The following is a 19,579-nucleotide window of genomic DNA, read 5'->3' as shown; positions in this document are numbered from 1 at the left end:
CCAGCCGCCTGCCTCTTGGAGGCCAGGCGGCTTTTTTTATGGGTTACCGGTGCGGCAATGGCACCCGCAGGGGGGCAATGCAACCAGTTCCTGGTGGGGCTTGCGGGCGCTATAAAACGGGCACCGCCTCAGACGCCCCACACCACGTCGTGCGCCTCGGCGACGGAGCGGCGCAGCATTTCGAGAAACGGCGCCGCGCGTTGGCGAAGGCGCACGGAGTCGGGCCGCTCCGCGCCATCTTCGTCCGCCTGTTCCTGTGCATCGGCGGCAAGCGCCTCGTCGGCGGCAACGGCCGCCTCCAGCGCGGCCATGGCACCGGGGATCTGGGCTGCCGTGATGATGCCGCTGGGGCCGGGCGTCTTGCCAACGATTTGAAGGATCTGGCGCCCGTGGGGTTCGAGCATGATCAGGTCGGGCGCGGATCGGGACTTGAACTTGTAAAGCATGGCGTGCGGTCCTTGGTGGTGTACATGTAATCGCGCGTGAACGGATAGACCGATTGTGCGCCGGTCATCGTGCCCGAGCCCATGTCGCCATCAGGGCGCACCGCCAGTATCTGGTGCAAGGCCATCCAGCCGTGCTCAAAGCCCAGGGCGCTGCCTGCCAGATACAGGCGATAGGCTCGCAGCGCCTTGTCCGCGCGCTCCGGACCAGCCTGCGCCAGCAGCACCTGGCGGGCAGGTTCCTGTGCGGCTTCCAGCGCGTCCGACCAGGCCCACAGCGTGCGGGCGTAGTGGGGGCGCAGGTTCTCGGTGTCCACCATCTCCAGCCCGGCCTGCGCCATGTCGTGCAGCACGGCACTGGCGTGCAGCAGTTCACCGCCCGGAAAGATGTACCGCTCGATGAAATCGCCCATGCCGGCGCCCAGTTGCGCGTTGTCCACGCCACCGGCCGTGATGCCATGGTTGAGCAGCAGGCCGCCGGGGCGCAGAAGGTTGCGCACGGTGGCAAAGTAGGCGTTCATCTTCGCCCGCCCGACATGTTCGAACATGCCGACCGATGCCACCTTGTCGAAGGGCTCCTGGACCTGCAGTTCGCGGTAGTCGCGCAGTTCGATGCGCACCCGCCCCCTCAAACCGCGCTCCGCAATAAGTTGCTGGACATGCGCGTGCTGGTTGCGCGACAGGGTGATACCCGTCGCGTCCACGCCATAGTGCTCTGCCGCCCACAGCAGCAATGCACCCCAGCCGGCGCCGATGTCCAAAAAGCGCTCACCCGGCTGCAGCCGCAGCTTGCGGCAGATCAGATCCAGCTTGGCCTCCTGGGCGTGCGCCAGCGTCATGCCGGGGTCGCAAAAATAGGCACATGAATACACCCTGCGCGGGTCCAGCCACAGCGTATAAAAATCGTCCGACAGGTCGTAGTGGAACCGCACATGGCGCGCGTCGTTCTGCAGCGTGTGCACCGCCATCGATCTGGCGCGCGCAAGCACGCGGCGCCACCCAAGATGGTCTGGCTCCTGCGCGGGGTTCCCGGTCAGCAGCCCGGCGGCAGCAGCCATCAGCTCGCGCATGCTGCCCTCCTGCGTCACCCTGCCCTCAACGATCGCCGCGCCAACGCTGCCAATTTCCCCCGAAGCCAGGGCCAGCAGCGCCATGCGATCCCGAAACCGCAGCGTGACAGCCGCGTTGCGCGCGCCCAGCCACGGCCCCGCAGGCAACTGAACCGCCATGCGCACTGGCAGCGCCTGCAGCCGCCCCTCCAGGATGTGCAGCAAGTTCTTCATGGTGGCGCATTCTTGAATGGGCTCATTGATACGTCAACCGCCCCTCAGCCCGGTGGTGCACGCTCGGGCCGCCAATGCGGCGGCTATCTCGCGGCATTGGAGCAAGATTTCGCCCCTCTTACCTTCGGTTTCTTCGCGACCCGGCACGCCAAACTCCCTGCGCATGTCGGCAAGCCCATCACGGAAGTCCGACACACCAGGACTGGTAGCCAGGGCGCTCAGCGGCCTCCGGCGCCAGCAGCTGCCCGGCTGGCCCCTGTGAACCACGCCCTTGCCATGGCACCATCGCCCTGACACACTGCCGACGCATGACCTCTATCACCATCTATCACAACCCGCGATGCGGCACCTCCCGCAACACCCTGGCCATGATCCGCAACAGCGGCATGGAGCCCGAGATCATTGAATACCTCAAGACCCCGCCACAGCGCGAAACCCTGGTGGCGCTGATCGCCGCCACGGGCAGGCCGGTGATCGATGCAGTGCGCAGCAAGGAGGCCTTGTTCACCGCGCTGAACCTGGGCGCCCCCGGCGTGACGGATGAGCAGCTCATCGACGCCATGGTCCAGCATCCCATCCTCATCAACCGACCCATCGTGGTCACGCCGCTGGGCACGCGGCTGTGCCGCCCGTCCGAGGCCGTGCTGGACATCCTGCCCCAGCCCCAACAAGGCGCGTTCACCAAGGAAGACGGCGAGGTGGTCGTCGACGCGAACGGCCAGCGGGCCGCACGATTGACCAGCAATGTGCTTCATCGAGCAAGGTGGATCGTCGGCGCGCCATGACAGGCCCGCAAGACGGCAAGTCCTTCACGGCACCACAAACTGCGCCCTGGCCTGCAAAGCCATGGTGCGCGCATGGCAGCCTTGCAGATGGTCGTTCACCAGCCCCATCGCCTGCATGAAGGCGTACACCGTGGTGGGCCCCACAAAACTCCAGCCGCGCTTTTTCAGGTCTTTGGACAGGGCGATGGACGCGTCCGAGGTGGACAGGGTGCGCGCCGCCGCGTGCGTGAGGTGCTCGGGCCGGTCGGTGGCTGCGGGCTCGTAGCGCCACACGTAGTGCGCCAGCGAGCCAAACTCGCGCCGCAACTGCAGCACGCGGCGCGCGTTGTTGATGGTGGATTCGATCTTGCCCCGGTGGCGCACGATGGCGGCGTCCTGCACCAGGCGGACCACATCGCGCTCGTCGAACGCGGCCACTTGCTCGGCATCGAAATTGGCGAACGCGGCACGAAAGCCCTCGCGCTTGTTCAGAATGGTGAGCCAGCTCAGGCCCGCCTGAAAGCCCTCCAGGCACAGCTTTTCGAACAGGCGTCCGTCGTCTGCCACGGGGAAACCCCATTCATGGTCGTGGTAGTGGCGATAGGCGGGTGTTGCCCGGCACCAGTTGCAGCGTGGGCACCCGCCCTCATCCACAAACAGGCCAGTGGGCAGATCAGCGGTCGGCTCAAGAACAACATGGGGCATGGCACATTCTAGAAACTGTCCGCACCGGACGCCACAGGCAAGGCCCGCCGTGAACCCTGGCCGGGCTTTGTATCTACACTGCAGACCACCCCCGTTTTCCTTGCCGACATGCAATTCTCGTTTCTGCAACGCCTTGCACGGCTGAGCCTCCTGGCGCTGGCGCTACCGGGCTGCGCCAGCCAGGGCAGCACGCTGGGCTATTACTGGCAATCCGTGCAGGGGCACCTGCAACTCATACAGGCGGCCGAGCCGATTGACCACTGGATCGCCCGCCCCGACATCCCGTCTGCATTGCGCGAGCGCCTGCAACTGGCGCAGCGCGCCCGCGCCTTTGCCGTGACCACACTGAGGCTGCCCGACAACGCCAGCTACCGCCGCTATGCCGACCTGCAGCGCCCCTATGCCGTGTGGAACGTGGTGGCCGCGCCGCCGTATGCGCTCACACTGCACCGCTGGTGCTTTCCGGTCACGGGCTGCATTGGTTACCGCGGCTACTTTGCCGAAGCCGACGCGCGGGCCGAGGCCGCGCAGCTGGCCGGGCAAGGCCTGGAAGTCGAGGTGTATGGCGTGCCCGCCTATTCCACGCTGGGCTACATGAACTGGGCCGGCGGCGACCCGCTGCTCTCCACCTTCATCGCCTGGCCCGAGGGCGAATTTGTGCGCCTGCTGTTCCACGAGCTGGCGCACCAGGTGGTCTACGCCCAGGGCGACACGCTGTTCAACGAATCGTTTGCCACGGCGGTGGACCGGCTGGGCAGCGCGCAGTGGCTGGCCACCGAAGCCAGCCCGCAGGCCCGCGAGGCCTTTGCCGAAAGCAGCGAACGGCGCAGCGCCTTCCGCGCCCTGGCGCGTGCCACCAGGGCACGGCTGGCGGCAATTTATGAACAAAAAGAGGCTCTAGCGCTTGATGAGAAAGCGCTAGCAGCTATGAAAAACGAAGCAATGCAAGTGTTTCGCACCGACTACGCCACGCTGCGCGCCGGCTGGCTGCAGGCCGGGCGCGACCGCCCCGCCGCCGTGAATGCCGCGCAACTGGCGGGCTACGACCGCTGGGTGGCCCAGGCCAACAATGCCAGCTTTGCCGCCCAGGCCGCCTACGACGAACTGGTGCCCGCTTTCCAAGCCCTGTTCGAGCGCGAGGGCCGCCAGTGGCCCCGGTTTTATGATGCCGTCAGACAACTGGCGCAGCAGCCCGAAGCGCAACGCCACCAGCGCCTGCGCGCACTCACCACTCCCAAGGAGCCCTCCGGTGCCTGACATCCACATCCACCGCCAACACCGCCTGGGCTTCACCGAAGCCCGCAACGTCGGTTATTCCTGGGCCGAGAAGGCCCAAAGAAAATTTGACATGGAATGCACCTACGAAGAAGGCGATGCGCAGGACACCCTGTATTTCAGCCGCGCCGGCGTGAAAGGCACCCTGCTGGTGGATGCCCGCCAGTTTGAAATGAAGGCCGAGCTGGGCTTTTTGTTTGGCGCCTTCAAGGCACGCATCGAAGCCGAAATCGGCGAGCAGCTCGATGCGCTGCTCAACACTCCCCGCCCCGCTGCGCGCAAAGCCGCGCCAGCCAAAAGGAAGGCGCCCGCCAACGATGGCGCGGAGCACAAGACTGTCGCCCGCACACCCGCCAAGGCCGCGGCCCAGAAAGCCTGAGATGACATCACCACACACACCGCCGCCCACCGCACCCGCCGGGACAACGTCCGCGTACGAAACCCTGTCCACCCTGCTGCACACCCGCTACAGCTGCCGCGCTTTCCGGCCCCAGGCACTGGACCGCGCCACCATCGACCGCATCCTGGCGGCCGCCCAGCGCACGGCCTCGTGGTGCAATGCGCAGCCGTGGCAACTCACCATCGCCAGCGGCGCCACGTTGGAGCGCCTGCGCAGCGCCCTGCAGGCCCATGCGGCCGCCGAGCCCCCCGCGCCTGATCTGCCCTGGCCGCGCGAATACCGGGGTGTTTACCAGGAACGGCGGCGCGAATGCGGCTGGGGCCTTTACGAAGCCCTGGGCATTGCCAAAGGCGACCGCGAGGCCTCCGCCCGGCAGGCGGCCGAAAACTTCACCATGTTTGGAGCACCGCATGTGGCCATCGTCAGCAGCGACGAAGCCCTGGGCGTGTATGGCGCGGTGGACTGCGGCGCCTACGTGGGCAACTTTTTGCTGGCCGCCCACAGCCTGGGCGTGGCGGCCATCGCGCAGGCCGCGTTGGCCGCCTACCCCGGCGTGCTGCGCGAGGTGCTGGGCATTGGCGCCGACCGCAGCATCGTCTGCGGCATCTCGTTCGGCCTGGCCGAAGCAGGCCGCCCGGCCAACCGGTTTCGCACGCAACGCGCAGCTCCGGGCGACAGCGTGACCTGGCGCGACTGAGGCACTGATTGACGCACCGGCTCCCATGAAAAAAGCGGCCGTGAAGCCGCTTGGTTTCCTAAGCCAGTCCTTACCCCCTCAGCTCAGCGATTCAATCAGGTCGATGTACTGCTGCTTGGCAGCGTCGAGATCGGTGCCCTTGAGCTTTTCCCATGCGTCCCATTTGGCGCGGGCCACCACGTCGGAGAAACTGGGCTTCTTGTCGGTGTTGTCGCCCGCCGTGGCCTGCTTGTACAGCGCATAGATTTTGAGCAACGTGACGTTGTCGGGACGCTCGCTGAGGTTCTTGGAATGGGCCACAGCGGCTTCGAAAGTGGCGTTCAAGTCGGCCATGTCGGTTGTCCTTGTTGGAAAAGTTGGGAAGAGAACGGTGTTGGTGCGAACTTACTGCGCAGTATCTGAGATACGGGTTCACGATCTTACGGCCTGCCCAACCCCTGCACCGCCTGGAACATCGACTGCCGCGCCTGGCTGATGACCTGGCCTTTCCATGCATCGGTGTCGGTGTAAAACGCGGCCAGCATCTGCGCCTTGATCTGCGCGGCCTGTGCGGCGGGAGCCTCGGGATGGAGATAGAGCCAGTGTTCGGCACGCAGGGCCTGCAGCACATCCTCCAAGGGCTCCGTGCCGTATTCCATGGTCATGCCGGTGAATTCGGCCTGGGGGCATTCGTCCCGGATCGCGGTCCACATCAGCCCCGTGAGGAAGGCCGAGGTGGACGAGCCGTCGTAGATGGACGTAACGGGCGTGGCGCCATCGCCCGCCCACCAGTTGCGCGCGCGCTGCACGGCTGCGGCTTCGTCTGGCCCGCAGTAGATGCGCTCGCCCAGGCCGCTGGGCCCCAGGCCCGTGTGCAGATCAATCCAACCCACGCGCGCTGCACGGCCACCATGCTGGCGCAGCACCGCACGCAGCGCCTGGTTGCTCCAGGTCGGCGCCGTGCCGCCAAAGTACAGACCCTGGGCAAACTCATGCTGCCCGCGCGTGATGGCCGCCTGCCAGGCAGCTGCGCCGTGCGTGGCGATGTAGGCCTGTACGGCCTGCACGTTGTCCGCCTGCGGTGGCCATGCATCGGGCAACAGCAGCTGCGCTACCTCGCGGTAGGCGGCGTTGACGGGCAGGGGCTGGCTGAAGTCGTGGAAATTGCGGTTCAGGTCCACGTTCTCGTGCGTGGTGCGGCGGATATGCGAGAACCCATAGGGGTTGAGCGCATGGATATAGAGCACGGCCACGCCCTGCGCATGCGCGAGGTCGCGCCACTCCTGGTCATGCAGCACAAACACCTGCACGCCACTGCCGCAATAGCCCTCCACGCCATGGCAGCCGCTGCTCACGATGAGCAGCTTGTCAGCGTCTGGCGGGCCATCCCGCACCACATCCATGGCCAAGTCTTCGCCATCGCGCCCCAGGAGCGGATGGCGGTGCGATTCGATCGGCAGGCTGGCCATGGCGGCAGCCTCCAAAAACTGCGTGCGCGCACGCGCGTAGGTGGAAGCAAACGCCTGGACGATACCGATCATGGAATTTCCTGAACAGCTGACGGATGGAGCGTGCGCGGGGATGCCGACGCAAGACACGAGCGCCCAGGCCGTGAAAAAGCCAAGGCGCCACTGGCATTGCGCCGGTCAGGCGTGGGCCGCGGCCAACCACTCCTCGGCCAGCCGCACCCAGTAGGTGGCACCCAGCGGAATCAGGTCGTCATTGAAGTCGTAGCTCGGGTTGTGCAGCGTGCAGGGACCACCGCCATGGCCCATGTCGCGGTGCGTGCCATCACCATTGGCAATAAAGCAATAGGCGCCCGGCTTGGCCTGCAGCATGAAGGCGAAATCCTCGGCGCCCATGGTGGGCTCTTGCACCACCACATTGGCCTCGCCCACGATGCCCGCCATCACCTGGCGCGCAAAGTCGGCCTCGGCGGCCGAGTTCACGGTGGGCGGGTAGTTGCGCACAAACTCGAACTCGCAGGTGGCCTCGTGCGCGGCGCAGGTGTGCTCGGCCACCTGCCTCATGCGTCGCTCGATCATGTCGAGCACCTCGATGGTGAAGGTGCGCACCGTGCCCTGCAGCTCGCAACTGTCGGGCACCACGTTGGTGGCCTCGCCCGCGTGGACCATGGTGACCGAGATCACGCCGGCATCCACGGGCTTCTTGTTGCGGCTGATGATGCTCTGGAAGGCCTGCACCATCTGGCAGGCCACGGGCACGGGGTCGATGCCCATGTGCGGCATGGCTGCGTGGCTGCCCTTGCCGCGGATGGTGATCTTGAATTCGTTGCTGGACGCCATTACCGGCCCCGGGCTCACAGCGAACTGCCCCGCCTTCATGCCCGGCCAGTTGTGCATGCCAAACACGGCCTGCACGGGAAACTGCTCGAACAGGCCGTCCTCGATCATCACGCGCGCGCCGCCACCGCCCTCTTCCGCTGGCTGAAAGATCAGGTACACGGTGCCATCGAAATTGCGGTGTTTGGCAAAGTGCTGCGCCGCCGCCAGCAACATGGCCGTGTGGCCATCGTGACCGCAGGCGTGCATTTTGCCGTGGTGCTGGCTGGCGTGCGCGAAGGTGTTGAACTCCTGAATAGGCAACGCGTCCATATCGGCACGCAGGCCGATCGCACGGCCGCTGGCGCCGCCGTCGCGCCCCTTCACGATGCCGACCACGCCGGTCTTGCCCAGCCCCCGGTGGATGGGAATGCCCCATTCGGTGAGCTTTTGTGCCACCAGGTCAGCGGTGCGCACTTCTTCAAAGCACAGCTCGGGATGGGCGTGGATATCGCGGCGCACAGCGGCAATACTGGCGGACTGGGTGACGATGGAATCGATAACGTTCATGGTGTGTATCCTTACGATTTGACAGTCTAGCCCGGTCTCCAGCGGCCTGCCAGCCCGAGCAATTGCCCCCACGCTCGACTTTGCGCGATGCCTTGCCCGGGCCGGCGCACCAGCGCCACCCACCGTTGGTCAACCTCGCGCGGCCCCGAACAGCGACCGCCGCGCAAGGGCCGCCAGTCCCTGCGAGCGGGCGCTTCGCACCTCGGGGGGCATCAGGTTCTGACGCGTCCGTCGCCGGTCAGCATGGACATTTCCACAAATTTCGAAGCCGCATGGCTGGTGGCGCTGAACGACACCGGGAAGCCGGAAATCACCTGCGAGCCCAGGGATTCGAGGCCTGCAATGAAGCTGTCGTGGCTGAGCTTGCCGCCAGAAAGCGCCTGGCGCAGCCCCTCGGTGAAAATGCGGGCCGCCAGATACCCTTCCAGGCTGGAATAGTTGGCCTGCACCTTGTCACCGCCCTTCTTGATGGCCTCCAGAAACTCGCGCGTGATCTGGCGCGAGGGCTGGTAGGGCGAAGGCACCACCTGCGAGACCACCACACCCGCTCCGTCCTTGCCCAGTTCATCGGCCAGCGCCTGCGTGCCCACGAACGACACGTTGTAGAACGTGCCCCCAAAGCTCGCCTTGCGCGCAGCGCGCACAAACGCGGCACTCGCGGCGTAGGCCGTGATCTGCACCACGGCGTCAGGCATGGCGGGCACCAGTATGTCCACCGCGGCCTTCACGTCGGTCGAATTGCGCTCGACCGTGGCCGTGGCCACCGGGGCGAGTTTGAGTTCGGCAAGCGCCCGGGTCACACCGTCGAGCCCGGATTTGCCATAGGCGTCGTTCTGGTAGAACACGGCGATCTTCTTGAGCCCCAGGTTGGTGAGCTGGCGCACGATGAGCGCGGTTTCGTCGTAATACGAAGCACGCACATGAAAAATCAGGCGGTTGAACGGCTGGCGCAGCGCCTCGGCACCCGTGAAGGGGCCGAAAAAAGGCACTTTGGCCTGGGTGAAAATCGGCAGCGCCGCCAGGCTGGTGGGAGTGCCGATGTAGCCAAACAACGCGAACACGTCGTCGGCAATCAGCTTTCGGGTGTTTTCGGCGCAGCGGTCGGGCTCGTAGCCGTCATCCATGGTGCGGATTTCCACCGTGCGCCGGCCCACGCCACCCTGGGCGTTGAGCCGGTCAAAAAAGAGCTTGGCGCCCAGATTGAACTGGATACCCAATTGCGCAGCGGGGCCCGTGAAGGGAGCCGACTGCCCCAGCACGATGCGACCTTCACCCTGCGCGTGTACCAGATTGAATCCGCCCAGCGCTGCCGCGCCCAGGCCCACCGAAAATTGTCTGCGCCCTATTGCCGTCTGGTTCATGGTGAAATCTCTGCTCTTTTGAATCGAGGGCGACCCCTCTGCGCTGCCGGTAGGCAGCCTCCTTGGATCGGACGCAAGACTGCACTCCGACACCAACCCTGTTTGTCAGTTTAGCGATCAACCCACGGTATGCCCATGTCTTCTGCTGCAAATACGACACTGTCTGCGCCGGTGCAAGTGCGCGGCGCCTGCCCGCATGACTGCCCCGACACCTGCGCGCTGCTGACCACGGTGGATAACGGCGTGGCCACCCGTGTGCAGGGCAACCCCGACCACCCGCACACCGATGGCGTGCTGTGCACCAAGGTGTCGCGCTACACCGAGCGCAGCTACCACCCCGAACGCATCCTCACGCCCCTCAAGCGCAGCGGCCCCAAGGGCAGCGGGCAGTTCACCCCGGTCGGCTGGGACGAGGCGCTGAACGACATTACGGCGCGGCTCTCGGCCATCGCCGCACGCGCCCCCGAAGCCGTCCTGCCCTACAGCTACGCCGGCACCATGGGCATGGTGCAGGGCGAGAGCATGGACCGGCGCTTCTTCCACCGTCTGGGGGTATCGCAGCTCGACCGCACCATCTGCGCATCCGCTGGCGCCGAAGCCCTGGTGCAAACGCTGGGCGGCAAGGTGGGCATGAAGGTGGAGTTCTTTGCCGAGGCGAAACTCATCCTGATCTGGGGCAGCAACGCCATTGGCAGCAACCTGCATTTCTGGCGCTACGCCCAGCAGGCCAAGAGGAACGGCGCCAGGCTGGTGTGCATCGACCCGCGCAAGAGCGAAACCGCCGACAAGTGCCACGAGCACATCGCCCTGCGCCCCGGCACCGACGCCGCGCTGGCCCTGGCGCTGATGCACGAGCTGATCGCCCACGATTGGCTGGACCACGACTACATCGCCCGCCACACGCTGGGCTGGGAGCAATTGCGCGAACGTGCCCTGCAATGGCCGCCCGAGCGCGCGGCCGAGGTCTGCGGCATTCCCGTGGAGCAGATCCGCCAGCTGGCCAAAGACTATGGCACCACCCAGCCCGCAGCCATCCGCCTGAACTACGGCATGCAGCGCGTGCGCGGCGGCGGCAACGCCGTGCGCGCCGTGGCCTGCCTGCCGGCGCTGACGGGCGCCTGGCGCCACCGCGCGGGCGGCGTGCTGCTGTCCAGCTCGGGCCAGTTCCCGGTGCAGCGCGCGGTGCTGCAGCGGCCCGACCTGATGCCGGCCAAGACACCGCGCACCATCAACATGTCCACCATTGGCGACGACCTGCTGCGCGACGCCTCGCCCCACTTTGGTCCCCGCATCGAGGCCCTGGTGGTCTACAACAGCAACCCCGTGGCCGTGGCGCCCGATTCCAGCAAGGTGGTGCAGAGCTTTGCGCGCGAAGACCTGTTCACCGTGGTGCTGGAGCACTTTCGCACAGACACGGCCGACTACGCTGACTACATCCTGCCCGCCACCACGCAGCTGGAGCACTGGGATGTGCACCTGAGCTACGGCCACACCGACGTGCTGCTCAACCGCCCCGCCATCGCCCCCGTGGGCGAGGCCCGCAGCAACGCCCAGATCTTCCGCGACCTGGCCGCCCGCATGGGCCTGACCGACCCCTGCTTTGCCGACAGCGACGAAGCCCTGTGCCGCCAGGCTTTTGGCAGCGGCGTGGACTACGCGCTGCTCGAATCCCAGGGCTTTGCCACGCTGGCTTTGCCCGATGCGCCGTTTGCCGAGGGCCACTTCCCCACACCTTCCGGCCGCTGCGAGTTCTACAGCGCCCGCCTGGCCGCGCAGGGCCTGGACGGCCTGCCCGACCATGTACCCAACCACGAGCTGCAGGGCACCGACGCCCGCTACCCGCTGGCGATGATTTCGCCGCCTGCGCGCAACTTTTTGAATTCGACCTTCGTCAACGTCAAAAGCCTGCGCGACATCGAAGGCCGCCCGCTGCTGGAGATCCACCCCGACGACGCCGAGGCGCGCGGCATTGCCGACGGCAGCACCGTGCGCGTGTTCAACGACCGGGGCAGCTACGAGTGCCATGCGGAGGTGTCCCCCCGTGCGCGCCCTGGCGTGGTCAACGGCCTGGGTATCTGGTGGCGCAAGCTGGGGCTGAACGGCACCAACGTGAACGAGGTCACCAGCCAGGCCCTCACCGACCTGGGCCGGGCGCCGACGTTTTATGACTGCCTGGTGGAGGTGGAGACCTGCACCCACCCAGAGGCGGCGGACACCCCGCAAGCAGCTGGATAAAGCGGCCAATTGAGGCGCCAGGACCGCCCAGACATCGCGTCAAAAACAATAGCTACTAGCGCTTGCTGGATAAGCGCTAGCAGCCATTTTCATTCAAATTTTCGCCACCCACGTCTGGCGACTGCTGGCGTCAGCCCAGCGTCTTCAGAAACGGAACCACCTCCGTCAACCCCACGGCGGCTTCCTTGGTGTTGGTGAAGCCGGTCACGTTGTTGCCCTTGACCACCGATTGGCCATCCTTGTGTTCCGGCGGTTTACAGCGCCGCTTCGAGGATGCGCCGGCTCACGGCCGGTGTCACCTCGCGCTGTTCGCCAAGGTGCACCATGCCGTGCGCTTCGAGCTGCGCCACCACGGTGTCGATGGTGTCCGCGCCCAGGCCGTAGCCCGACAGGCGCGTGGCGATGCCCATGCTTTCAAAGAAGTCGCGGGTGCGCGCGATGGCGGCGGTGATGCGTTCGTCCTCGGTGCCGGTGGTGATGCCCCACACCCGCTCGCCGTATTGCAGCAACTTGGCGCGCTTGGGGCCCCGGCGCTCGTGCAGCAGCGCAGGCAGCACGATGGCCAGCGTGCGTGCGTGGTCGATGTTGTGCAGCGCCGTCAGCTCATGGCCGATCATGTGCGTGGCCCAGTCTTGCGGCACACCGGCGCCAATCAGCCCGTTGAGCGCCATGGTGGCCGCCCACATCAGGTTGGCGCGGTCGTCGTACACGGGCTCGGGCGCGGCCAGCAGGCGCGGGCCGACTTCGATCAGCGTCTGCAAAATGCCTTCGGCAAAGCGGTCCTGCAACGGGGCGTTGACGGGGTAAGTCAGGTATTGCTCGACCGTGTGCACGAAGGCATCGACCACGCCGTTGGCCAGCTGCTGGGGCGGCAGCGTGTAGGTCTTGGTGGGGTCGAGAACCGAGAACCGGGGGAAGCTGTGCACACTGCTGAAGGCCAGCTTGGCGCCCTTGCCGCGGTGCGTGATGACGCCGCCGTTGTTCATTTCCGAGCCCGTGGCGGGCAGGGTAAGCACCGCGCCAAACGGCACGACCTGCGTGATGTTGCGGCCGCGCTTTTCGAGGATGGCCCAGGGGTCGTCGCCTTCAAAGTGCACGGCGGCGGCGATGAACTTGACCGCGTCGATCACCGAGCCGCCGCCCACGGCGAGCAAAAAGTCGAACCCGCCTGCGCGGATCTGCGCCACGGCTTTCATCGAGGTCTCGTAGCTCGGGTTGGGCTCGATACCGCTGAAGGTGGCGTGCTGGCGCTCGCCCAGCGCGGCGCGCACCTCGGCCAGCGTGCCGGTTTTTTCGGCGCTGGCGCCGCCGATCAGGATCAGCACCTTGGCTGCGGCGGGAACCAGCTTGGCCAGGTCGGCCACGCGGCCCTTGCCGAAAACGATGTGGGTGGGGTTGTGGAAGTCGAAATTCAGCATGGCGATGTGTGGGGTAGTGGGCGGAACAGCGTTGGATCAGCCGACAGGCGCGTAAAAAGCCCGTCGGGCGGGTGGTTCATTGTCCGCGCGATCGCGCGTGCCAGCCTCATTTATTCACCCTTCGCCACCACCGATGCGTCCGCAGGCGATGCGATGGCCTGGTCGATGGCGCCGAAGATGCTGGCGCCGTCCGGGCCCTTGGCCTCGATGCGGATGGTGTCGCCAAACTGCATGAACTCGGTGCTGGGCTTGCCGTCCTGGATGGTTTCGATGCAGCGCTTTTCGGCGATGCAGCTGTAGCCCTTGGGCCATTCCATGCGGCCGTTCTGCTCCACGCCCTGGTTGCTGACGGTGCCGCTGCCCACGATGGAGCCGGCGCGCACGTTGCGCGTCTTGGCCACATGGGCGATGAGCTGGCCGAAGTGGAAGGTCATCTCCGGGCCGGCATCGCACATGCCCACCTTGCGGCCGTTCCAGGTGGATTGCACCACCAGGTTCAGGCGGCCATGGCTCCAGGCGTCGCCCAGCTCATCGAGCGTCACGGCCACGGGGCTGAAGGCGGTGGCGGGTTTGCTCTGAAAAAAGCCGAAGCCCTTGGCCAGTTCAGCCGGGATGAGGTGGCGCAGGCTCACGTCGTTGGCCAGCATGACGAGGCGGATGCCGTCAAGCGCCTGCTCGGGGCTGGCGCCCATCTTCACGTCGCCGGTGATGACGGCGATCTCGGCCTCGAAGTCGATGCCCATGGCCTCGCTGGGCACCACCACGTCGTCGCAGGGGCCGATGAAGTCGTCGCTGCCGCCCTGGTACATCAGCGGGTCGGTGTAAAAACTCGCCGGCACTTCGGCGTTGCGCGCTTTTCGCACCAGTTCAACATGGTTGATGTACGCCGAGCCATCGGCCCACTGGTAGGCCCGGGGCAGCGGCGCCATGCACTGCTGCGGATCAAAGGGAAAAGCGTGGCGTGCGCGGCCGGCGTTGAGTTGGTCGTACAGGTCCTGCAGCTGGGGCGAGAGGAAGTTCCAGTCGTCCAGCACTTGCTGGAGCTTGCTGGCAATGCCGGTCGCATAATGGGCCGTGGCCAGGTCGCGGGAGACAACAAGCAGTTGGCCGTCGCGCGAACCGTCTTTATAGGTGGCAAGTTTCATGGGGGCAGGGATTTTTGTCTTGGGTGGAAATGGTGCGCACCGTGCGCCCACTGCGCTGGGTAAATCTGGTTGAACTTAAAACTCGCGAACTTTAGTGCACATGGATAAAAAACGGGCAGGATCCCCGTTGGTGGACGGCGGTATTGCGCGGCCGGACGGGCTGGCTCGCGCTCGCTGGCCACTGCTGGCCCTGACCGCCATGGTGCTGGCACTGCACTGGCTGGTGCTGCAAGGGATACCCATGGCCTGGGACGGCCACCCGTCCACGGCCCCCGCAGCACAGGTTTTCAGCACGCGCAGCATTGCCCCTGCCCCGCCGCCACCACCGGCAGCGGCAGTGGCGCCCCCAACCCCCCCCGCGCCCCCGCGCCCCCAAGTCGCGCGCAAGAAACCCGCTGCGGCCCCGGCGTCGCAAACTGCAGCCCAGGCAGCCCATACGCCTCCGCCCGCAGAGCCGCCGGCAGCACCGACCGCAGGGGTTGCCGATCCCGAGGCACCCACCCCAGCCGTCCCAGCCACCCCGGCGGCGGAGGCTTCGGAGACAGCCCCTCCGGCACCACCCGAAACCACCGAATCCACAGTCGCCACGGAGACAGCCGAGGTGGCTGCTGCTGCCCCACAGCCCCACGCCAGCGCGGCGACACCGCCATCGTCCAGCCCCGAAAGCCCCGCCACGGCGCCCGACAACGACATGGGTGCGGGCGTGGACATCCGCCCCCCCGGGGGGGCTGCGGGCCCTGCGGCCAGCACGGCAGCGCCGGCAGTGCGCCTGCCCGCGCCGGTGCGGCTGGCGTTTGACGTGAGCGGGCAGGCGAAAAAGTTCAACTACAGCGCCAACGCCGAACTGCTGTGGCAGCACGACGGCAGCCGCTATGAAGCGCGGCAGGAGATCAGCGCCTTTTTGGTGGGCAGCCGCTCCCAGAGCAGCGTGGGCCAGATCACCGCGCAGGGGCTGCAGCCCGAGCGCTTTGCCGACCGCTCGCGCAGCGAGCGGGCCGCGCACTTTGACCACGCCCAGGGCCGCGTCACCTTCAGCGCCAACACCCCGCCGGCAGCGGCCGGGCCTGGCGCGCAAGACCGCCTGAGCGTGTTCATCCAGCTCGGCGCGATGCTGGCGGCCGACCCTGGGCGGTTTGTGCCGGGCACCCAGGTCACGCTGACCACCGTCAGCGCCCGCAGCGCCGACCGCTGGACCTTCTCGATCGAAGGGCAAGAAAACCTGGACCTGCCCGCCGGCCCCCTGCTTGCCTGGAAACTGCAGCGCCTGCCGCGCCGCGACTACGACCAGAAAGCCGAACTGTGGCTGGCCCCCGAACTGGGCTACATGCCCGTGCGCATCCGCCTGACCCAGGCCAACGGTGACTTTGCCGACCTGCGCCTGCGCAGCAGCAGCCCGCCCTGATCACCCGAGGGCGGCATTCCAGTGTTGCTTGCGTGCGCCATAACGGCGAAAAGCCCGCGCCAACCCAAAACAGGCCCTTTTTCGTGAAATACTGCAAAGCATCAGGTGCCAGGAAGCTGTGGGACTTGAACTCTGGCCACCCGCTGTCATCTGATTCACATATCGACTGGGGGAACACCATGCAAATGCTCTACGACTCTGACTCCTTTGTGGTCGTCCACATGCTGCCCGACGCCGTGGAGCAAAAAGGCACCCGGCTGCACGACACTGCGCCGCCCGCACCCCAACTGGCCCGCCACGGCTTTGAAATCGTGGACAAACGCTCGGGCAAAGAGGTCTATCTGGATGGCTCCTGGGCCGAGATGTTCCAGCAGCAGATCCTGGCTTGGCAGCGCGACACCCCGACCCAGGAAGAAGTGGAAGACGCACTCGACCGCTATGCCGGTCTAGCGCAAAACCCGGTGATAGTGCACTGAGAGTGCTGAGGCGAACACTGAGGAAAAGGGGCATTGCCCCTTTTTTTTCTGCCGGGAACTGCCCGCCGGACCACGATAAGGGACCGATGTGTTGCAGCGTCGCTCAAGCCGCTCGCGGGTAAATGCGCCGAAACAAGGGCTCCACCAGCACCAGCACCGCCATCAGCCGGCACACCTGGAACGCCGTCACCACCGGCACGCCCAATTGCAGCACCTTGGCCGTGATGGCCATTTCGGTGATACCGCCCGGTGAGGTGCCCAGCAGCAGGGTCACCCAGGGCAGCCCGGTGGCCCAGGCCAGCAACGCCGAAAACAGGGCGCACAAAACCATCAGGACGAAGGTGCCCACCGCCACCGACGCCAGCCAGCGCGGCGCAGCGCGCAGAAAATCGGCCCGGAACCGCACGCCCAGGCTCACGCCGATCACCAACTGCGCCGCGTTCACCAGCCCCTGGGGCACCGCCGTCAACGTAAGGCCCGCCATGGCCAGCCCCATCGAGACCACCAGCGCGCCCATGAACCAGGGGTTGGCGCGGCCCAGCCGGTCCATGGCCAGCGCTCCGGCCCCGGTCAGGAGCGCCAGCAGCGCCAGTCCCGGCCCGTTCACGGCGCGCACGGTGGGCGGCAGGATATCGAGGCCATGCAGCCCGCTCCACTGCAGCGCAAAGGGAATGGTCACCGTGACGATCAACAGGCGCAGGCTGTGGCTGGCGGCCACGAGATCGGTGCGGGCGTTTTCGCGCTCGGCCAGCAGCGTCATCTCGGACGCCGCGCCAATGGCGCCCGAAAAATAGCTGGTGGCCCGCATCATCGGCGCCGGCACGCCATGCATGCGCGGCGCGTGCAGCCGGTACAGCCAGGCGCCAAACAGCCAGCCCAGCACCAGCGCCCACACAATGCCCAGCGCAATGGCCCACCACAGGCTGGCCACCAGCGCCACCACCTGCGGCGTGAAATAAAGCCCCAGCGAGGCGCCGATCGACCACTGCCCGGCATTGCGCAGCGGGGCCCAGCTTTCGGTGGGCGCACCACCGATGGACAGCAGCGAGGTGGCCAGCAGCGGGCCAATCATCCAGGGCAACGGGGTGTGCAGCGCCACACAGGCGGCTGCGGCGGCCCAGGCCAGGGCCAAGGTCAAGGCCACACGGGCGATAAAAAGCAGGTGACTACGCATACAAGCCTGCCAGTATCGTGCGGCTCACCGCCCGCACCGCCGTAAGCGCCGGGCGGGCCCATCCTGGTGGGGCATGGTGGGTGTCGTCCTTTGCGAGGGGGTTTTTAGTCAAATCAGGTCGAAGCGCTTATGCAGCAAGCGCGAGCAGCTATGCTTTTTGAAGCACCGTCTCCTACGCACACGGGCTATGCAGGTCATCCCTTGCGGCGTATCGCCATCTCGCTGCCCATTGCCTGCAGCGCCGGGGCGGCCAGCAAAGCTTGCGCTGCAGGATAGGCCACGGCCTCTTCGTCGGCGATGTGGCGGTCGTAACGGGCGATGAAGCGGTCGAACGCCGCGCCATCGGCCTCGCTGAACCCGGCCTGCCGGCCATCGGCCAGGGCCTGCAGCGGCAGGCGTGCGGCCGCCCAGTCGGCGGTCATGCAGAGGTGGTCGTGCTGCAGGCGCGCCACCAGCGCAGCCACGTCGGCGGTGCCTTGCGCCAAAAGCAGCGGAAACACATGCAGCTCCTCGTCTTCATGGTGCAGTGGCGCCGCGATGTCGAAGTAGCGCAGCACGTCGCGCGCCGCCTGCTGCGCGGCAACGTCTGCGCCGTGCTCCAGCACATGGGCGCGCAGCCGCTGCAGCAGAGTGAGCGTGCGCTGCACGCGCTCGTGGCAGGCTTCGAGCATGGCAAAGGGCTGCTCGAACCCCACGGCAGGCGCGTTGAAACCGGGCAGGGCCGAGGAAGTGCCCATGGCCGCGGCTACCCGAACCGGACCGGCTGCCCCTGCCGGTCAAAAGGAATGTAGGCGCCATGCGCGCCGCCCTTGATGGCATCGACCATGCGCTGCAGGGGCGCCTGGGCATCGGCGCTGCTGGGTGCCTGGTTCAGCCTGCCCGACAGGGCCGCCGCGAACACCATGGCCCAGTCGTGGCCTGGGGCAGTGAACTGGCGGGCCTCTTCCACCAGCGCGTTGAACGAGGGCAGCTCTTGCGGCGTCTTGTCCACACACATCAGCGGCACCAGGGCGCCGCCCTGCCCGGCGGCAAAGCGCTCGCGCTGCGCGGGCGTGGCGTCGTCGGGCAATTCAACCGCAGCAAACACAAACAACAGGCGCTGGGGTTCGGGTTGCAGGCGCGCGGCTTGCAGCAGATCGTCGAAACTGGAAATGTCCATAAAAAATCTCGCAATGAAAGAAGTTGACCCGCGTCATTCCGTTTCCAAAACATTCGTGTCTAGGCGCGAAGCCGCAGGCAGTGCTGTAGCACGACAAGGCGAAGCAACAACGACACGGGTGATGTAGCAATGGAATCAGAACCCGGGCACCACGCCCCGGTCCATGTCCAGCGTGCTGACATAGGCGCTTGCCACCGGCCGCGCCCGCGCCGGTTTGCGCGACAGCACGGTGCCGATGCTGATGAAGCACAGGGCCTGCTCGGAGGCCGCCAGCTGGAACAACGCGCGCAGGCTGGCCGCCTTGAGGGCCTTGCCGCTGGTCAGCGCCGAGCCATGGCCCTGCGCGGTGGCCATCAGCAGCATGTTTTGCACGGCGCAGCCGGCGGACAGCAACCGCTCGGCCAGATCGATGCCGGGGTCGCCGCGCTCGCCATCTACCACCACCAGCATCAGCACCGGGGCACGGTAGGCTTTTTCGCGCGCCTGCCCGCACTGCTCGGGCGTGGCGCAAGGGTCGCGCTCCAGCAGCGCCTGGGCAAACACCTCGGCCAACGGGGGGCGCGCGGCCTCGGGCACCAGCACAAAGCGCCAGGGCAGCAACTGGCCATGGTCGGGCGCATGGGCCGCGGCATTCAGGATGGCGGCCAGCTCGGCGGCATCCGGCCCGGGTGCACCCAGGCGCTTGGGCAGGATGGTCTGGCGCGACTGGATCAGCGCTGCAGCCATGGCGGCCACGGCGCCATCGTCCGGGGCGGCAGAGGGCGCTGCGCCGGGCGCGTGGTTCAAGGCAGAGGGAAGGGCCGCCATGTGC

Annotated in this window: 20 protein-coding genes and 1 pseudogene; 7 read left to right on the top strand and 14 right to left on the bottom strand. The window is 66.6% G+C overall.

Features of this window, described 5'->3' with window-relative positions:
- Positions 1-128 precede the first annotated feature (128 nt).
- Both J8G26_RS02790 and J8G26_RS02785 read right to left on the bottom strand, forming a co-directional pair.
- Positions 129-446, bottom strand: a complete 318-nt coding sequence (locus J8G26_RS02790; protein ID WP_087747765.1) for a DUF1840 domain-containing protein — start codon at positions 444-446, stop codon at positions 129-131.
- A complete protein-coding gene (locus J8G26_RS02785) occupies positions 407-1,726 on the bottom strand; it encodes a class I SAM-dependent methyltransferase (RefSeq protein ID WP_210567853.1) in 1,320 nt (439 codons plus the stop codon). Before J8G26_RS02785 ends, J8G26_RS02790 begins: the two co-directional genes overlap by 40 nt.
- 308 nt (positions 1,727-2,034) lie before the next feature.
- On the opposite strand from J8G26_RS02785, the gene arsC reads away from it, so the two are divergent.
- On the top strand, positions 2,035-2,511 hold the full coding sequence (gene arsC, locus J8G26_RS02780) for an arsenate reductase (glutaredoxin) (protein WP_210567852.1): 477 nt from the start codon (positions 2,035-2,037) through the stop codon (positions 2,509-2,511).
- Between the two features lie 24 nt (positions 2,512-2,535).
- Here arsC and J8G26_RS02775 read toward each other — a convergent pair whose 3' ends face one another.
- Positions 2,536-3,195 carry a DNA-3-methyladenine glycosylase I gene (locus J8G26_RS02775; RefSeq protein ID WP_210567851.1) on the bottom strand — a complete coding sequence of 220 codons (660 nt, stop codon included), beginning with the start codon at positions 3,193-3,195 and terminating at the stop codon, positions 2,536-2,538.
- 108 nt (positions 3,196-3,303) lie between these two features.
- Between J8G26_RS02775 and J8G26_RS02770 the strand changes: the two genes are divergently transcribed.
- The 3 genes from J8G26_RS02770 to J8G26_RS02760 are packed head-to-tail and all read left to right on the top strand — an operon-like array spanning position 3,304 to position 5,567.
- A complete protein-coding gene (locus J8G26_RS02770; RefSeq protein ID WP_210567850.1) occupies positions 3,304-4,452 on the top strand; it encodes an aminopeptidase in 1,149 nt (382 codons plus the stop codon).
- Positions 4,445-4,849, top strand: a complete 405-nt coding sequence (locus tag J8G26_RS02765; protein WP_210567849.1) for a polyhydroxyalkanoic acid system family protein — start codon at positions 4,445-4,447, stop codon at positions 4,847-4,849. The genes J8G26_RS02770 and J8G26_RS02765 overlap by 8 nt, the downstream gene beginning before the upstream one ends.
- A 1-nt stretch (position 4,850) precedes the next feature.
- Entirely contained in the window at positions 4,851-5,567 is a 717-nt protein-coding gene (locus J8G26_RS02760) for a nitroreductase (RefSeq protein WP_210567848.1), read from the top strand.
- Positions 5,568-5,645: 78 nt separating this feature from the next.
- Here the strand turns inward: J8G26_RS02760 and J8G26_RS02755 are convergent, their stop codons facing one another.
- The 4 genes from J8G26_RS02755 to J8G26_RS02740 all read right to left on the bottom strand — a co-directional run bounded on the left by J8G26_RS02755 (position 5,646) and on the right by J8G26_RS02740 (position 9,759).
- Positions 5,646-5,900 carry an acyl-CoA-binding protein gene (locus J8G26_RS02755; protein ID WP_087747771.1) on the bottom strand — a complete coding sequence of 85 codons (255 nt, stop codon included), beginning with the start codon at positions 5,898-5,900 and terminating at the stop codon, positions 5,646-5,648.
- An 86-nt stretch (positions 5,901-5,986) separates the two neighbouring features.
- Complete coding sequence (locus tag J8G26_RS02750) at positions 5,987-7,087, bottom strand: M14 family metallopeptidase (protein WP_210567847.1); 1,101 nt, start codon at positions 7,085-7,087, stop codon at positions 5,987-5,989.
- A gap of 105 nt (positions 7,088-7,192) precedes the next feature.
- Positions 7,193-8,398, bottom strand: a complete 1,206-nt coding sequence (locus J8G26_RS02745; RefSeq protein WP_210567846.1) for a M20 aminoacylase family protein — start codon at positions 8,396-8,398, stop codon at positions 7,193-7,195.
- Between the two features lie 212 nt (positions 8,399-8,610).
- Positions 8,611-9,759, bottom strand: a complete 1,149-nt coding sequence (locus J8G26_RS02740) for an ABC transporter substrate-binding protein (RefSeq protein ID WP_210567845.1) — start codon at positions 9,757-9,759, stop codon at positions 8,611-8,613.
- Positions 9,760-9,888: 129 nt separating this feature from the next.
- On the opposite strand from J8G26_RS02740, the gene J8G26_RS02735 reads away from it, so the two are divergent.
- Positions 9,889-11,994, top strand: coding sequence for a molybdopterin oxidoreductase family protein (locus J8G26_RS02735; RefSeq protein WP_210567844.1), 2,106 nt, complete (start codon positions 9,889-9,891; stop codon positions 11,992-11,994).
- Positions 11,995-12,142: 148 nt separating this feature from the next.
- Here J8G26_RS02735 and J8G26_RS02730 read toward each other — a convergent pair.
- The 3 genes and pseudogenes from J8G26_RS02730 to J8G26_RS02720 form a co-directional block, all read right to left on the bottom strand.
- Positions 12,143-12,235 (bottom strand): annotated as a pseudogene (locus tag J8G26_RS02730) (type 1 glutamine amidotransferase domain-containing protein); the annotation flags it as partial.
- A 13-nt stretch (positions 12,236-12,248) separates the two neighbouring features.
- Positions 12,249-13,412 (bottom strand): iron-containing alcohol dehydrogenase, encoded by a 1,164-nt coding sequence (locus J8G26_RS02725; protein ID WP_210567843.1) that lies wholly within the window; start codon positions 13,410-13,412, stop codon positions 12,249-12,251.
- Between the two features lie 110 nt (positions 13,413-13,522).
- Complete coding sequence (locus J8G26_RS02720) at positions 13,523-14,557, bottom strand: fumarylacetoacetate hydrolase family protein (protein ID WP_087747776.1); 1,035 nt, start codon at positions 14,555-14,557, stop codon at positions 13,523-13,525.
- A gap of 199 nt (positions 14,558-14,756) precedes the next feature.
- Here J8G26_RS02720 and J8G26_RS02715 point away from each other — a divergent pair, with 199 nt between their 5' ends.
- Positions 14,757-15,959 (top strand): DUF3108 domain-containing protein, encoded by a 1,203-nt coding sequence (locus tag J8G26_RS02715; protein ID WP_246881218.1) that lies wholly within the window; start codon positions 14,757-14,759, stop codon positions 15,957-15,959.
- Positions 15,960-16,138: 179 nt separating this feature from the next.
- On the top strand, positions 16,139-16,435 hold the full coding sequence (locus tag J8G26_RS02710; protein ID WP_087747778.1) for a DUF3567 domain-containing protein: 297 nt from the start codon (positions 16,139-16,141) through the stop codon (positions 16,433-16,435).
- Positions 16,436-16,538: 103 nt separating this feature from the next.
- On the opposite strand, the gene J8G26_RS02705 is transcribed toward J8G26_RS02710, so the two are convergent.
- From J8G26_RS02705 to J8G26_RS02690, 4 genes are all read right to left on the bottom strand, one after another.
- Positions 16,539-17,609 (bottom strand): AbrB family transcriptional regulator, encoded by a 1,071-nt coding sequence (locus J8G26_RS02705; RefSeq protein WP_087747779.1) that lies wholly within the window; start codon positions 17,607-17,609, stop codon positions 16,539-16,541.
- Positions 17,610-17,803: 194 nt separating this feature from the next.
- The gene (locus tag J8G26_RS02700; RefSeq protein WP_087747780.1) at positions 17,804-18,346 is read right to left on the bottom strand and encodes a hemerythrin domain-containing protein; all 543 of its coding nucleotides are present in this window, start codon (positions 18,344-18,346) and stop codon (positions 17,804-17,806) included.
- 8 nt (positions 18,347-18,354) lie between these two features.
- Positions 18,355-18,768, bottom strand: a complete 414-nt coding sequence (locus tag J8G26_RS02695) for a ribonucleotide reductase subunit alpha (RefSeq protein ID WP_210567841.1) — start codon at positions 18,766-18,768, stop codon at positions 18,355-18,357.
- 135 nt (positions 18,769-18,903) lie between these two features.
- Complete coding sequence (locus tag J8G26_RS02690) at positions 18,904-19,575, bottom strand: nitroreductase family protein (RefSeq protein ID WP_210567840.1); 672 nt, start codon at positions 19,573-19,575, stop codon at positions 18,904-18,906.
- Between the last annotated feature and the right edge of the window lie 4 nt (positions 19,576-19,579).

Source organism: Acidovorax sp. JG5, assembly GCF_017939685.1.
Taxonomy (GTDB): Bacteria; Pseudomonadota; Gammaproteobacteria; order Burkholderiales; family Burkholderiaceae_C; genus Acidovorax.
The sequence above is the reverse complement of the archived record's forward strand: the minus strand, read 5'-3'. Positions and strand labels throughout refer to the sequence as shown.